At 59.5% G+C, this 14,211-nt stretch carries 13 protein-coding genes and 1 pseudogene; 3 read left to right on the top strand and 11 right to left on the bottom strand.

All coding sequences use genetic code 11. From position 1 onward, the window contains the following. Window positions 1-332: biotin/lipoyl-binding protein (locus CO676_RS33020; RefSeq protein ID WP_245424620.1), on the bottom strand; the 332-nt coding region annotated here is incomplete at its 3' end. A 350-nt stretch (window positions 333-682) separates the two neighbouring features. Here CO676_RS33020 and CO676_RS33025 point away from each other — a divergent pair. Further along, on the top strand, window positions 683-871 hold the full coding sequence (locus CO676_RS33025) for a TetR/AcrR family transcriptional regulator C-terminal domain-containing protein (protein WP_161623532.1): 189 nt from the start codon (window positions 683-685) through the stop codon (window positions 869-871). A gap of 197 nt (window positions 872-1,068) precedes the next feature. Here the strand turns inward: CO676_RS33025 and CO676_RS33030 are convergent, their stop codons facing one another. From CO676_RS33030 to CO676_RS33065, 8 genes are all read right to left on the bottom strand, one after another. Next, the gene (locus tag CO676_RS33030; RefSeq protein ID WP_014764432.1) at window positions 1,069-1,761 is read right to left on the bottom strand and encodes a response regulator transcription factor; all 693 of its coding nucleotides are present in this window, start codon (window positions 1,759-1,761) and stop codon (window positions 1,069-1,071) included. Further along, window positions 1,751-2,140: a response regulator gene (locus CO676_RS33035; protein ID WP_014764431.1), complete on the bottom strand. Its 390-nt coding sequence runs from the start codon at window positions 2,138-2,140 to the stop codon at window positions 1,751-1,753. The genes CO676_RS33030 and CO676_RS33035 overlap by 11 nt, the downstream gene beginning before the upstream one ends. Next, entirely contained in the window at window positions 2,137-2,784 is a 648-nt protein-coding gene (locus CO676_RS33040; RefSeq protein WP_097524161.1) for a response regulator, read from the bottom strand. The genes CO676_RS33035 and CO676_RS33040 overlap by 4 nt, the downstream gene beginning before the upstream one ends. Further along, entirely contained in the window at window positions 2,784-5,606 is a 2,823-nt protein-coding gene (locus tag CO676_RS33045; protein WP_097524162.1) for an MASE1 domain-containing protein, read from the bottom strand. The genes CO676_RS33040 and CO676_RS33045 overlap by 1 nt, the downstream gene beginning before the upstream one ends. A gap of 370 nt (window positions 5,607-5,976) precedes the next feature. Then, a complete protein-coding gene (locus CO676_RS33050; RefSeq protein ID WP_245424618.1) occupies window positions 5,977-7,314 on the bottom strand; it encodes an alpha/beta hydrolase in 1,338 nt (445 codons plus the stop codon). Window positions 7,315-7,411: 97 nt separating this feature from the next. Continuing rightward, window positions 7,412-7,759, bottom strand: a complete 348-nt coding sequence (locus tag CO676_RS33055) for a hypothetical protein (RefSeq protein WP_097524164.1) — start codon at window positions 7,757-7,759, stop codon at window positions 7,412-7,414. Between the two features lie 334 nt (window positions 7,760-8,093). After that, window positions 8,094-8,537 (bottom strand): carboxymuconolactone decarboxylase family protein, encoded by a 444-nt coding sequence (locus tag CO676_RS33060; protein ID WP_014764427.1) that lies wholly within the window; start codon window positions 8,535-8,537, stop codon window positions 8,094-8,096. A gap of 142 nt (window positions 8,538-8,679) precedes the next feature. Continuing rightward, complete coding sequence (locus CO676_RS33065) at window positions 8,680-9,081, bottom strand: cupin domain-containing protein (protein WP_014764426.1); 402 nt, start codon at window positions 9,079-9,081, stop codon at window positions 8,680-8,682. Window positions 9,082-9,972: 891 nt separating this feature from the next. Here CO676_RS33065 and CO676_RS33070 point away from each other — a divergent pair. Next, window positions 9,973-10,941, top strand: coding sequence for an MBL fold metallo-hydrolase (locus CO676_RS33070; RefSeq protein ID WP_014764424.1), 969 nt, complete (start codon window positions 9,973-9,975; stop codon window positions 10,939-10,941). A 177-nt stretch (window positions 10,942-11,118) separates the two neighbouring features. Further along, window positions 11,119-11,879 (top strand): annotated as a pseudogene (locus CO676_RS33075) (glucose 1-dehydrogenase). A gap of 336 nt (window positions 11,880-12,215) precedes the next feature. On the opposite strand, the gene CO676_RS33080 reads toward CO676_RS33075, so the two are convergent. Both CO676_RS33080 and CO676_RS33085 read right to left on the bottom strand, forming a co-directional pair. Beyond that, entirely contained in the window at window positions 12,216-12,770 is a 555-nt protein-coding gene (locus tag CO676_RS33080; RefSeq protein WP_097524165.1) for an OmpA family protein, read from the bottom strand. Then, a complete protein-coding gene (locus CO676_RS33085; protein WP_097524166.1) occupies window positions 12,767-13,441 on the bottom strand; it encodes a L,D-transpeptidase in 675 nt (224 codons plus the stop codon). The genes CO676_RS33080 and CO676_RS33085 overlap by 4 nt, the downstream gene beginning before the upstream one ends. Window positions 13,442-14,211: the final 770 nt, after the last annotated feature.

Raw genomic sequence — 14,211 nt, forward strand, 5'->3', positions numbered from 1 at the left:
GCCTCCGCCTGCCGGATGAGCGCATGCTGAAGCTTTGTCTCCGCATCGACATTGACGAGCCGAGCCGCCGCCGCTTCGACATTGGCGACAGCTTGCGCAAGCCGTGCCCGGTAGTCGCGATCGTCGATCCGGAACAGGACGTCGCCCGCCTGGACGGCTTGGTTGTCCTCAATATCTACCGCCGTGACGTAACCCGCAACCTTCGGAGCGAGCGAGGTAACATCGCCGCGGACGTAAGCGTTGTCGGTCGACGCCACGCCGGTCGGACGAGCCCAAGCCCATCCGCCAGCCACAACCACCACGGCGCCGAGGCACAGCAGCAGGCCGATCATCTTTTTCTTGTTGGGCTCAGCCACGACGCCCCCCAATCCCGATGATATTGCGCATTGTTTCCTCCATGCAGGCTGTGGCCGGTAATGCCCAGAATGCGCCTATGCGTCCGGCGAACCCATTCTACCGAAGTCTCTGTGATGCGAGGGCAAGGTCTAGGTCGGATGCGCCCAGCGGATGGGGATCCTTATCGTGTCGCTAGTCAGACAACGCCGGGAAAGGGCACATGATCGCCGGAGCGCCCTGACCGAGCTGAAGCACAGCTTCCAGACGTGTGTTCCCGTGAAGCACTCGGAGAAAACGACCATCATGGCACGAGGGCAGAGCGCTTACAGCGTTTGGTCAGCATCTCATGGGCAACCGATTTCCTGATCTCGTGAAGTCGTTCTATGAGCAAGGACCGGGTTGGGCCACGTCGCGGCTCGCCGACGTCCTTGAAGTCGCCAGCGAACGAGGAGAAATTCGGACTGATGATTGCCTGCGCCTGGCCGGGCACTTTGCAGGTATGAGCCGCGTCAACCTTGTTCAGGTTATTATTTGACTCCGCCCGCCGCTGTCGGACGAAGCAGCACAGCAGGCGGTCGTGCATGCTGTTTGGGCGCACAGTGGTGTTGCGCGTGAGGCTGCACTGTCACTTTATGGCGAGCGAGCACCGCAGCAATATGAGTAGCGAGGCCGCGCCGGCAGTGCCAATATCGTTGAACAGCTCCGCCGCGACTATCGCGCGTTGGCCAGAGTCTAGGCCGCGCCGGCCCCACGCATCGGCGCGGGCAGCGTTTCCCATGCCCGGATCAGTTCGCCGACGGAGGCGGCCTCCATCTTGCGCATGACATTGCCGCGATGCAGCTTGACCGTCACTTCACTAATGCCGAGGTCGAAGGCGATCTGCTTGTTGAGGCGTCCGCGCGCCACTTCGTGCAGAACCTCGCGCTCCCGTGGCGTCAGCGTCTCAAGGCGTTCGACATTGCGCTTGACGATCACGGCTTCCTCCCGCCGCGCGGCGTCCATCGCAATGCCCGCAATCACAGCGTCAAGCAGCGTTTGGTCCCGTACTGGCTTGGTGAGAAAGTCCACGGCGCCGGCCTTCATCGCCTGGACGGTCATTGGAATGTCGCCATGCCCGGTCAGGAAGATGATTGGCGTGGGGTTGCCATTTTGGGCCAGATGATGCTGCAGATCCAGACCGCTCACTCCTGGCATGCGAACATCGAGGATCAAGCAGCCGGGGCTGTCCAATACGTTGGTGTCGAGCAATTCGCCGGTCGAGGCAAAGCAAACGGGCTGGAATCCGGCCGACAGGATCAACTCCGACAGCGCCTCCCGCACAGACGCATCGTCATCGACAATGATGACGAGCGGCTGCTCCGCTTCGCTTTTGCTCTGCTGTGACAGCGGCGCCAATCTCCGCACGAACGGCTGGTCAACTCTCATGATCATCCTCCATGTTTCGATTGTTTAAGGCGTTGTCCACGGCAGCCAGCAAGACCTGGGCATCGAAGGGCTTGCGGAAAAACCCACTGATGCCCTGGGCGCGATCCTGATCCGCAATCTCGTGGCGGCCGGTTATCAGGAACACCGGCAGCTCCGGACGCACCTTCTTCACCCAGTCACGAAGTTCAAAGCCGTCCATGCCTGGCATGCCGATGTCGGTGATGAGCACGTCCACGCCCGACAGCCCGCTGATGAGCAGCGATCCCGCGGACGAGAAGCTGTGCGCGGCATAGCCCGCGGACTCCAGAAGGTCCTCCAGCGACTCGAGCAGTCTTGGATCGTCATCGACGACCGCCACGACAGGTCTTCGCTTGCTCACGCTCCGCTCCCTCCCGCTCGGCGCGAATGAGTGACCGGTATTTCCAATCGCTCCGCGATACGCACGAGATCAGCGAGCGACGCCGCTGCCATTTTATGCATCACATTCCTTCTATGGATTTCCAGCGTGACCTCGCTGATCCCCAGCTCAGCGGCGGCCTGCTTGTTGAGAAGACCACTCACCACGAGCGGCAGCACCTCGCGTTCGCGCGGCGTCAGGTCGAGATAGCGTTGCCTCAACACGCCGAGTTCAGCGCGCTCCGATCTTTTCTCCCGGTCCTGGGCGATTGCCGCGTGGATTGCGGCCATGAGATCCGCATCGCTGAAAGGCTTGGTCAGGAAATCCACGGCACCGTGCTTGATCGCACGCACCGAGGACGGGATGTCGCCATGTCCTGTAACGAAGACGATCGGCGGATGATCGCCGTTCGCGATCTGCCTCTGGAGATCGAGGCCATTGATATCGGGCAGCTCGATATCGAGGATCAGACAGGCAGGCAGGTCCGGTTTATCCGCATTCACATAGTCGCCGGCCGATCCGAAGGCAATTGCGCGCATGCCATGCGAGTCCAGCAGTTCGCTGAGCGCCTCCCGAATGCGTTCATCGTCATCAACGATGAAGACGATATGATCGTCCGTCATCATCACGCTGCTTCCACTTCAACGGGTAATGTGAAGACGAACGTCGCTCCATGCGGTTGGTTCTTCTCCACCCACAACCGCCCGCCGTGAGACTCGACAATCGAACGGCAGATGGCGAGCCCCATGCCCATCCCATGCGCTTTCGTCGTAAAGAACGGCTCGAAGATCTTGTCAGGAGATTCGACACCCCGGCCGCGATCACTGATCTCGGTCTCGGCCGTGTCCCCCATCCGGCGCACACGGATCCGAAGAACTCTGTCGCTTGTAATGGTGTCCATGGCCTCCATGCCGTTGCGAATAAGATTGACCAGAACCTGCTGGATTTGGACGCGATCGAGCGCAACAGGCGGAAGGTTGCTGTCGACATCAACGTCCATACGGACGCGCCGCCGCGCCGCCTCCTCAGCGGTCAGGTCACGCGCCTCCGCGATGACGCTGTCCAGTGCCGTGGCATGCCTCGTCTCGACCGATTGCTTGAACAAGGCGCGGATGCGGCTCACGACGTCGGCGGCGGCGTTTGCGTCACGAATGATGCGCTCCACCGTCTTTTGCGCGCGCACTAGATTTGGCGGTTCGGCCGTGAGCCAGCGCTGGCAGGCGTGCGAGTTCGCCACGACGGCCGCTAGAGGCTGGTTCACCTCATGCGCGATAGAAGCCGAAAGCTCAGCAAGGCTCGCCGCCTGGCTCGCACGTGCCAGGTTCTCTTGCGCCAGACGCAGCTCTTCCTGCGCCCGAACCTCACCATCAATGTCCAGGCAGGTGACGTTCCACTGCACGATGGCGCCTTCGGCGTTGCGCATCGCCGCGGCGCGCGTATCGACCCAGCGATATTCGCCATCGAAGCGCCGCAGACGGTGCTTCCGAGCATACGGCTCGCCGGTGGATAGCGAATGGGCATATCTCTCTTTGACACCCGCCACGTCGTCGGGATGAACACCGGCATCGAGTGTGCCGGCCAAGCGAGACTTCCCGGTTCCGTCCAATTCTTCAAGCTCATACCCGAGAAATTCGCGGAGCTGTCGGCTGCGATATAACGGCTCGCCGTCCGGCGCAGCGCAATCGATCATTACCGGTAGCGTTTCAACGAGCTCCCATAGGGAGCGTTCTCTCTCGCGCAGCGCTTCCTGAGAAGTCACAAAATCGTGGATATCGACGTTGGCGCCGTACCACCGGATGATGCGGCCACTCTCATCGCGGAGCGGATCCGCACGCCCCTCTGTCCAGCGGTATGAACCATCCCGTCGGCGGTTGCGAAATTTCAACTCAAACGCTTCACCCGTGCTGAAGGAGTGGGTTAGGGCGCGCTGCAAAGGGATCCTGTCGTCAGGATGGACGATGGTCTGAATTGCTCCGGCTAATCCTTGCTGGGCATCAAAATCCTCCAGCTTCAGGCCGATATAATCCATCATGGTCTTGTTGATGTATGCGGGCTCGCCCCCGGGCGTTACGCACCAAATCTGCACTGGCACTGTGTCAATGAGTTGCTGAAGCTGCCGCTCGCTGCGTCGCAGCGCCTCCTCGACACGCAGCTGATCGTCGATGTCATGCGAGAGGCCGTACCATTGGAGGATGCGCCCGCTCTCGTCGCGCAGCGGCTCCGCGCTGCCTTCCACCCAGCGGTAGACGCCATCCGCACGCCGCAAGCGATACGTCTTGGAGAAGCGCTCGCCGGTGACGAAAGAATGGTTGAGCGCTTCCCTAAGGCTGGCCGCATCATCGGGATGGACGGCGGCTTCTATGATGGCCGCCAGCCGGCTCATGCCCGGCTTGTCTGCATCTGCCATGTCCAGGCCGAGAAAATTTATCAGGCGCTGGTTGAAGAAGGTCGGCTCGCCCTCCGGACTCAACCGCCAGAGCAGGCTCGGAACCATATCCACGAGCTGCGACAATTCACGCTTCCCGTCGCGCAACGCCTCCACGCTTTGGCGCAATGTGAGCACCGCCAGCTGATGCTGCCGGGATATGGCGGCCACGATGAGCGCCGAAAATGCCGAGACGGCCAGAAACAGCTGCAGCATAAAGTGCTTATGCCTCTGGGACTCAGTATCGCCGGCAAATTCGCTGGAGCCTGATATCGTGAATACCGCTGTGATCACAGCGAGGAGGATCAAGGCGACGGCGGCGCCTTTAAACTCAAAGCGGACTGCGGCCCAAAGAAGAGGCGGCATGGTTATGTAGACGAAGGGCAAGAAACCGCTCAAGGAAAGGGCAGCGACACCAAGAAAGATCAGCCCCAGGACACAGGCTTCCATCCATTGCGCGGCCGAGAGCTGGGCCTTGCCGCGCCAGTTCTGCAACACGACCAGCGCCAGTGGTGCCACGATCAAGACTCCGGTTGCGTCTCCGATCCACCAAAGAGGCCAGGCAGTTGTGAAGGATTGCGATTGTATGCCAAACCACGCAAGTGTCGCGCTTCCCACCGTCGCGCTTACGACCGGGGCAATTCCAGCCGCCAGTACGACGAATGCGAGAACCTCCTGCAAGGTTTCCAGCCGAACCGGGTGCTTGCAAGCTCGGTTCACGAGCCACGCGCCAACCACCGCTTCAAGAGCGTTGCCGGCATAGATCAGGACGGCGGCAGGAAACGGACTATGGAACCACAGGAAATTGCTAAACAGTTCCGCCAGAAGGCCTCCCAGCACCCACCACGGCCAGCTGTGCCTGGAAGCGAGGATAAGCGTAGCCATGAAAAGCCCGCCTGGAGGCCAAATGGAAATACCTGTTCCGGGTACGATTGCGAGCGACTGAGCGAAACCGCAGCCCAGAACATAGGCTGCGACAAAAAATCCCAGATGCAAGAATTGGGGGCGGTGCGACCAGATCATTGGCTTCTCCTGCCGGACAAAGCCCTGGGGGCTATCAGCGCGCTTCGTATAGCACTTGTTTTCAATATCTGGCCTGGCGAACTCATAGACCCACCCTAATCCCGCCATGGCCCAACCGCACCTCATGGAAATCCATGAGATAAAGTGGATATCTGCGGATCTGATCGGCGCATTCACACCAAGAATGCGTAAGACAGTCGTCGACACAGTGAACAAGGGCGACAATTTACGTCGATACACCCGAGGCCTTGCATGAGCTCCCGCGACAGCAAGTCGAGCTCTGGTAAAAGGCCAAGCCGCGACGGCTAGTCTAACCCGACCACCGAATCTGACGACCGAGCAAAGCGTCACGAATGAAGTAGTATTCTTATCAGTGAGATAGCCTACTATTGCGGCTGAGCACTCTCCAAAATGGACGTTTGATTTCGACCAGTTGCCGACCGGGATCACCAGCCTTGAGACGGTCCCTAAGTAAAGCACGTAGATCTTTTTGAACTGCAGAGTCGGACAAGAAATAGCTGTGACCCGCAAAGCCCGCACTTCCCCTGTATTCGATAAAGTCGGCGATACCCGATAACTGTGAGTTCCTCCACAGCGCATTCGAGCCCGCCTCCTTAGAGCTGATGCTGGCGCTTGTTAGGCGCCCGAGTCGAACAACGCTTCCGAACAGCCCGCTTGAAAGTGCAAGCGCCTTGTCATTTGGGGATGAATAAACTGTCAGATGCAGCGAGCCTATGGGCGGCAAAAGGCCGTAGGGGGTTGCTTTGGCTCCGAACGGCGCATCGGGATCAGACACGAAGCCGAACAATTTTGTCGTGGCAACATCCAGATCGATGTCAGGAGCGAACAGCACGACATTGCTGATTTTGTAGCGCTCGGTGGGGGAAGACCGGGTGGCGTAGGCCTCCATTCCCAACTGCTGAAGGGCGGATATTAGAACGTCTGCTCCGCGGCTGTGCGCGATGAGGTGGAGACGTTTGACACCGTCGGTCCCGGAAATGATACGAATCGCCTTCTTCAAATCCGACACTGCGAACTCGCCAGACTCCCGGTCGATATTGTAACCGTAGAAAGCGCCGCCCGATCCGCCCGCTGGCCACGAAAGCGACACGCACACAAACTCTGCAGAAAGGGTATTGCAAATCTTGCCAGTGGCTTTCGCAGCATCGTCGAAACTGTTGTTATAGCCATGAACAAAAATGACCACTTCTTTACGTTTTGCCATCGCAAGGCGCCGAGTCACCTCACCCTGCAACCCTGCCGCTGCCAGTATATGGGCATCTACAGTTGCGGGTACCCGTCGGGGCCCCTGACGCGTGAGTTCAATTGGGTATGGCGACTTCGGAAACTCTCCTAGTTTGGTCGTGCGTGAAATATGCAGCGACGCGTCAGGCTGCACAGCCGGCCCATCGTGAAAGCGCAACCGCTCCCGAGCCAGCGTAACCGAACCGAAGCTCAATGAATGACCTCGAAACGAGGTGTAGGAAAGTTCGTCATTAGCCGAAGCGGCAGGCGCTCGGTTAGTCACGTAAAGTAGGTCGAGCGAATTATTCTGTTCAATGGGAGAAGCAGCAGTTTCTGTCCCAGCCGGCAATTCGCCGACTAGGCCTCTTCCACTTGAGCAGGCCGCAGGGACGAGAATGCATGCTAATAAGAAAAATAAAGTGGCGAACATCCGCAATCGCAGATTGGATGCGTCAAAGCTCATAGGCATTATTTCCTTCAGTTCGTCTCCAGAACTCGGGCCCTGCCTTCGTCATCGTTTGAGCCGCTGAGGGTGTCGGGCACCACGCCGATGCGCCGCTCTAGCAGCAGTTCTCGATTCGATGTGCCTGCCGAGCCTCATGAATGACCCGCCGCACGTCGTCCGCGAGGATGTTATCGCGCCTCATCACGAGCTGGACGATGGGGTCGGCCAGCATCTCTTCGAGGGTTAATTCGGGCCTCGTGGTGCCCATGATATGGTCCCCTAGCCGGTTCGGGCTCGCTTGGCGGCGTTCGGCCAGCAGGTCTCGACGTCGATGTGCCTCCCTAGCATCATAAATGACCCGCCGCACGTCATCCGCGACGACGTTATCGCGCCTCATCACAAGCTGGATGATGGGGTCGGCCAGTATCTCTTCGAGTGTTGGTTCGAGGCTCGTGGGGGGCATGATGTATTCCCCTGACAGGCTCGGGCTCGCCGGCGGCTCCGATCGTAACCCGCCGAAGCATTCAAGGGACGGTCGCCGAAACAGGTCCGCTAATCCATCCCCGGTGCATGGCCGTTGATGATGTTATCTAGGGGGCCGTCGAACTTGGTGCCCGAAAGCGCTTGCGCCCTGCGACCGGTCAGAAGCTGCATGGTGGCGATCGTCGAAGGCTGGAGGCAGACTGGTTGTAACCACCCAGTTAATTCCTCAAATCTGTTCGAACCGGCAAGAACGGCGCAGCGATTTCGACTGCTGCGCCACAAAGACATTATGCCTGACGGCGCACGTCGAGCTGTTAAGCAGGATGTGTAGCCCTGAACCCTACCTGAAGCCGATTCCAAAGATTGATCGCACCGATTGCAAGAGACAACCAAGACCGTTCTTCTGCCGTAAATGCAGCCTCAACCAGCCCCCAATCATCGTCGGGGGCACCAGTTTGCGCGATGTTGGTTAACGCCTCAGTCCAGGCAAGAGCAGCACGCTCACGCGACGAGTAAAGCGTTGCCTCGCGCCACCCGGTCAACAAATAGAGGCGCATGGGATCTTCCCCGTCTTTCAGAGCTTCTGTCGTGTGCAAATGAATGCAGAACACACATGAATTGATCTGTGAGGCGCGCAGCTTGACAAGGTGCAGCAGCTTTGGCTCTAGCGGACCACTTTTAAGAGCGCTCTCCAGCGCGAAGACGTGTTTAAAGCCCGGTTCGGCAAGTTTGAAGTAATTATTTTGACGAGGTTGCATGGCTCTTTCCTTTTCGTCGGTCAGAATCGAGGGTGTGAGCGGGGCATTGTGCGCAACTGCAAGCTTGGAGTATCGAATTTGGCAAGCAGGCAGATGTGCCATGGGGATGATTACACTTCGGTTTTCCTCGTGTTCGCCTTGATCACTCCAGCGGGATAACGGCCGGCGTGTCCTTCTTCTTGAGCAGTACTACGATGAATTTGGCGGAATTCGTCTTGCTCGCATTGCGGCTAATGAGGTGAATATCGGAGGGGTTCTCGTAGTAGGTTTCTCCAGCAGCAACGGTGACTTCTTCGCCGCCCTTAACCTGCATCACGATCGCGCCCTCCAGGACGTACACGAATGCGTTGGCATCGTGGCGGTGGATAGGCGAGGAGCCGCCTGGCTGATATTCTACCGACAGCATGAGCCCTTCCTTGCCCGGATAGTCTGGCAGATCCTTGGTCATCAATGGTGTGACCTTTGCGCCGTCTTCAGCTGCAACTGACAAGGTGCCAAAGCCGACCGTGGCCGACAAGAGCACCATGAGGGGGATAGACTTCATATCGGTCTCCTTTGTAGTTGATTGGGATTTGGCATTCGGGAGAAGTGGATCGGGAGTTCATGGTCTCGGGTGTGGCACTCGCATGCTCTTCTTGAACGCCATGGCATCAGGGCGGCAGAGGAGCTGCGGGCGCGTTATGTGTCCGCGCGGTGGTCTTTCGTGAAAGATGACGCAATGGGCAGTGCAGTCGCTATCGTTCGAACCGATGTTTGCTGTCGACAAAGGCGTAGTTCGCCCTAGACCTTCCGCTAGGCCGCCCTAGCGACCAAGCTAGCCGATCTCGGATACGGGTACACGTAGGCAGGTTTTTTGAGCTACTCGTTCTCGAGCATTCTATCGCAGCGTGTCTTGGCATCGGAAAGAACCGGCGTATGCGATGCAGAAGGTCAACGCTGAAAAAGCGCATTTTTGCCCGCTTCAACGATGCACTCATGAGGCTGGAAGGAGTCTGTGAAGCACCAGACTAAAGGAAGCAGAAGCTCTATTTAGCAAAACTCGCGCTCGGGCTCCTTGACGAGGAAGCCGAGCGCGGTATTCGCGCCTGGACATCGCCCGCCTTCTGCCGATGCGACGCATACCGAGACCATTCCCAGAGGAGAGGAACCGTGGCGATTCAGGGTGCTCGGGGCAATCATGCCAAATTTGGACAATGTGTCGCGGATATCGAGGACGCCGAGCGGCTTCGAATCAACGCTGAGCGCGGGGCACCGGCGGGCGAGAGCGTATACTCCTTCATACCAGCCTCTTCACCACCAAATCTCGCTGCGGTCCACTGAGAGCACAGGCTGCCCTATCCTCAGGTGTAGCTCGACCGCCAAACACGCTTCAACATAGAGTCCGCGACGTAGCTCGTGATCGACGTGTCTCGATCACGCAAAACAGGAGCGCATCATGTCGCAGGCAGAAACAAAACCCCGCAGGATTGGTCAGCAGGAGACAAACATGAGCTTGGACAAGACCTCAAACCTCGGTACGACGGCCCGCGACGAGCTGGTTCCGTCGCGCTATGCGGTGCAGATCGGCGAGATTGAGGTGCTTGTTATCAGCGATGGGGTGCTGCCGCTCCCAACCGCGATGTTGGCGCACGACACCGACCCGGCTGTCCGGGGGGCCTGGCTGGACGACATGTTCCTGCCGCCGGACGCTCTCGACTGGCCGCTGAATGTGGTCGTGGTGCGTAGCGGCGCGCAGACCATACTCGTTGATGCTGGGCTAGGGTTGGACCCGGCCTTGAACTTGCCGCGGGCCGGGCAGTTGGTCAAGCGGCTGAAGGCTGCCGGCATCGATCTTGCGTCCGTGACCGACGTGGTGCTGACCCACATGCACATGGATCACATTGGCGGGTTGCTCGTCGACGGGGTGAAAGACCGGCTGCGTCCGGACCTGCGGATCCATGTGGCGGCCGCCGAGGTCAAGTTCTGGGAGTCGCCCGATTTCTCCCGCGTCTCCATGCCGCCGGGGTTCCCGGACGCACTTCGGGCGGCCGCCACCCGGTTCGCAAAAGAGTACCGCAGCCAGCTGCGGCTGTTCGATGAGGAGCACGAGGTGGCGCCTGGGGTGGTTGTTCGTCGCACTGGCGGCCACACCCCGGGGCACAGCGTGGTCCGTCTGGCATCCGGCGGCGATCGGCTGACCTTCGCCGGCGACGCCGTGTTCGCGGTCGGGTTCGACCATCCCGACTGGCACAACGGTTTCGAACACGACCCCGAAGAGGCGGCCCGCGTTCGGGTCCGTCTTTTGCGGGAGCTGGCGGCAACCGGCGAACAGCTGGTGGCCACTCACCTGCCGTTCCCGTCCGTCGGCCGGGTGGCGGTCGATGGCGACGCCTTTCGTTGGGTGCCGGCCTTCTGGGACTACTGACCGCTTATTAGGTTACGGCCGAACTAGATGTGATCTTTCAACAGGCTGTCCATTCGGTCCGGCCGAGAAAACTGAGGTTGTCGAAGCTTAAGTGATTCTCGGGGGACCGAATGAACATCCATAAGAATGCCCGCCTGCGCTACTCGAAGCGTTCCAACGCAACAACGAGTGAATGCCATGAACATCTCTTTCAAAAATAAAGTCGCTCTCGTCACGGGTGCCGCGTCCGGCATGGGTCTGGTGACCGCGAACGCCTTCGCGAAAGCCGGCGCGGCCGTCGCTCTGGCCGACGTCAATGAGACCGCGGCGCGCGCCGCGGCGGACAACCTGACTTCCGCCGGGCATCGCGCGATCGCGATCCAGTGCGACGTCGCCGACATGGAGCACGTTGCTGCCATGGTCGAGAAGACGGTCTCGGAGTTTGGCCGGCTCGACGCCGCTTTCAACAACGCCGGAGTCCAAAGCCCGTCGCCGAGACCGCCGACGCGGACCCCAAGGATTACGACTTCGTCATGGGCGTCAACCTGCGCGGCGTTTGGAACTGCATGAAGTACGAGCTGCTGCAGATGCGCAAGCAGGGTTCCGGAGCAATTGTGAACAACTCCTCGCTCGGCGGCTTGGTCGGCATCGGGGAACGCGGCATCTACCATGCCTCGAAACATGGCGTAGTCGGTTTGACCAAGAGTGCCGGGCTCGAATACGCCGCCAAGGGAATACGGGTCAACGCGGTCTGCCCAGGCATCATAGAGACGCCGATGGTGACCGGAATGCTCGAGACCCAGCCGGAAGCGATGGATGCATTGATGCAGGTCGTTCCCATCGGCAGGCTTGGCAAAGCTGAGGAGATCGCCGACGCCGTTCTCTGGCTTTGCAGCGACGCGGCGAGCTTCATCGTCGGACATGCCTTGCCGGTCGATGGTGGCTACACCGCCCAATAGTGGCCCATTGGCACGTCGGATGAATGTCGCTTCGGAAAACTGGCTCGGGACGGAGCTTTTTCGTCCAGCGTGCCCCTCCTCTTGCAATGACCGCAATTGGCGCACCCTGCTCATTCCGGTGAGCGAGACGAATGACCTTCTTCCACCCTCCCTTGACGCGGCATGGGAACCGGAAGGATCGACCAATGCGGACATCTGCGGTGAAGGCGCTGAAGGTCTCAAATGGGCCTTAGCGGACAGGCGGCGGTTAACCCGCTATCGACATGCATTTGCACGCATTTCGCTGACGGGGTTTGATGCGAGGCAAGATAGATCTATCCGCAAGGCAACCTGCGATCAGAGTGAGTCGGGCTCGGTGCGCAGGTTGGAGACGACGCGCCGGTTCTGCACCATGCAGGAGCGGTCCGTGCAATCACGGACCTCGCGGTCGTTGCCGTAACCCTTGGCCCACATGCGGTTGGCGTCCACGCCCTTCGAGACGAGATAGGCCATTGCCGCATCGGCGCGTTTCTGCGACAGCGTTGCCATGTCTGACGCGGACCCGGAATCGTCGGCAAATCCCTGCAGCTTGATCAGCCAACGCGGGTTGCTGTTGAGCCAAATGGCCTGCTTATCCAATGTTGCCATGGCGACCGAATCGAGCGTGGCCGAGTCCTTAGTGAAGTAGGTCCGTCGGCCCACATTCAGGATGAAGTCCTCTTCGCTGCCGGCCACGACATTTTCGAAACCGGGCGCAGGATCGTTGGTTTGTCCGGTCATCGGCGCCGCGCCCGGCTCTTCCAAAGCGGCGATTTCAGTGGTGTTGCAGGCGGCGAGCGTCAGGAGCATGGCCGCGGCGGCAAGCAGCCGCGTATATCCGGTCAAAGCAGACATCAGGGTGATATTCCTCATTCAACCGAGGTTGCTTGGCTGACGTGAGCGGCACTTTCAGCCTGGTCGGCGATGTGCGGCAGTACTTGCACCGCGGTGCCGATGGGGCAACGCTGATAAAGGTCGATTGCATCTTCGTTGAACATGCGGATGCAACCGCTGGAGGCATCCTTACCGATGCTGCCCGGCTCCAGCGTACCGTGTAAGCGATAGCCGGTATCGACACCATCGCGAAGCAGGTACATGGCGCGCGGGCCAAGCGGGTTCTTTGGCGAACCTCCCGCGACCGATTCAGGCAGTTCCGGGTGGCGCTCACGCATCTCCGGCGGTGGCGTCCAGCGTGGCCAGAGCGATTTCTGGTCGATCGTGGCGCGGCCATACCATTTGAAGCCCTCGCGCCCGACACCGACGCCATAGCGGATGGCAGTCTTGTTTTCCATGATCAGGTAGAGAAAATGGTGCCTGGTATCGACAACGATGGTGCCAATCGGCTCGCTGCTGAAGTATTTGACAACCTGGCGACGCCACTTCTTATCTATCTTGGCAAAGTTGGTGCTTCGGAACGTTACGCCATTGTCGACGGCGGTGCCGGAAAAATAGGAAGACGCCGCTGCGAATGTGGGTTTCTGGACCACCACGGTGCCAAGTGACGCTAAACCACCAAGCACAATATCCCTGCGCATCCACCCCATCGGCAATATCCCCCTGTAAAGCCAAGCAGCGAAGCGGCAGTAAATCAGATTTTTCATTTGCCACAACATAAAATTGCGCGGCTTTCTCAAGTAGAACGGTGTTTGGTCTCTCTCGGGGGTCTGGCGCGTTTTCCGCTCAATCTTCGACCGGTATGTTCGCCTAGAGGGCAAGCTCAAGAGTGTCCGTCGCTACGGCGCTCGCTACAATTCCGCATGCATGTATTCTACGTGCTGTCGCTATCGAACCGGAAGATTCGACCCAAGGACGAAGCCGCTCGCGCGGCACTGGCGCCCTTTGCGGCGGTCCGATGCGCATCGTCGAGATCTTCCGCCGTGGCCAGCAACCCAAATGCCGCGCGCCACCCCGAAAGGACGCGCATGACGAAATGCCAGTCACATCAGCCAAGACCGGCCCGGATCTGCGATGCGTTGCGCGGTGGCGCCGGTCTGCCTCAGGCAACCCAGCACACCGCAAAATCGCCGAAGCGAACCGGCGAAAGATCTGTGCCCCCGATCCCGATCATGTCATTGGAAGCCTTCGGGGCTATCCTTTTGCAGCCGACGCTGCCACCGATAGCCACCTTGAAGAACCGCAGCCGGACGCTTCCCCCATAGGCGCTCCACCCAGCCCCGCGGCCTCCTCCTTGGGAGGTTTTTCAACGCGGGCCGACACAGGCCCAGCCGCGACCGTCGTGTCACGGCCCGCATCGAAAAACCTTGTGTGGATGCCAGCCGTGTTGCAAGGAAGATTTTGAACCTTTGAACATGTG

This window comes from Sinorhizobium sp. BJ1 (genome assembly GCF_002531555.1).
Lineage (GTDB): Bacteria > Pseudomonadota > Alphaproteobacteria > Rhizobiales > Rhizobiaceae > Sinorhizobium > Sinorhizobium fredii_B.

Coding starts and splice junctions, on each gene's coding strand:
- CO676_RS33055 (WP_097524164.1), bottom strand. CDS start 7,759: ATGCCCCCCACGAGCCTCGAACCAACACTCGAAGAGATACTGGCCGAC.
- CO676_RS33060 (WP_014764427.1), bottom strand. CDS start 8,537: ATGCAACCTCGTCAAAATAATTACTTCAAACTTGCCGAACCGGGCTTT.
- CO676_RS33045 (WP_097524162.1), bottom strand. CDS start 5,606: ATGATCTGGTCGCACCGCCCCCAATTCTTGCATCTGGGATTTTTTGTC.
- CO676_RS33085 (WP_097524166.1), bottom strand. CDS start 13,441: ATGGGGTGGATGCGCAGGGATATTGTGCTTGGTGGTTTAGCGTCACTT.
- CO676_RS33065 (WP_014764426.1), bottom strand. CDS start 9,081: ATGAAGTCTATCCCCCTCATGGTGCTCTTGTCGGCCACGGTCGGCTTT.
- CO676_RS33040 (WP_097524161.1), bottom strand. CDS start 2,784: ATGATGACGGACGATCATATCGTCTTCATCGTTGATGACGATGAACGC.
- CO676_RS33050 (WP_245424618.1), bottom strand. CDS start 7,314: ATGAGCTTTGACGCATCCAATCTGCGATTGCGGATGTTCGCCACTTTA.
- CO676_RS33070 (WP_014764424.1), top strand. CDS start 9,973: ATGTCGCAGGCAGAAACAAAACCCCGCAGGATTGGTCAGCAGGAGACA.
- CO676_RS33080 (WP_097524165.1), bottom strand. CDS start 12,770: ATGAGGAATATCACCCTGATGTCTGCTTTGACCGGATATACGCGGCTG.
- CO676_RS33030 (WP_014764432.1), bottom strand. CDS start 1,761: ATGAGAGTTGACCAGCCGTTCGTGCGGAGATTGGCGCCGCTGTCACAG.
- CO676_RS33025 (WP_161623532.1), top strand. CDS start 683: ATGGGCAACCGATTTCCTGATCTCGTGAAGTCGTTCTATGAGCAAGGA.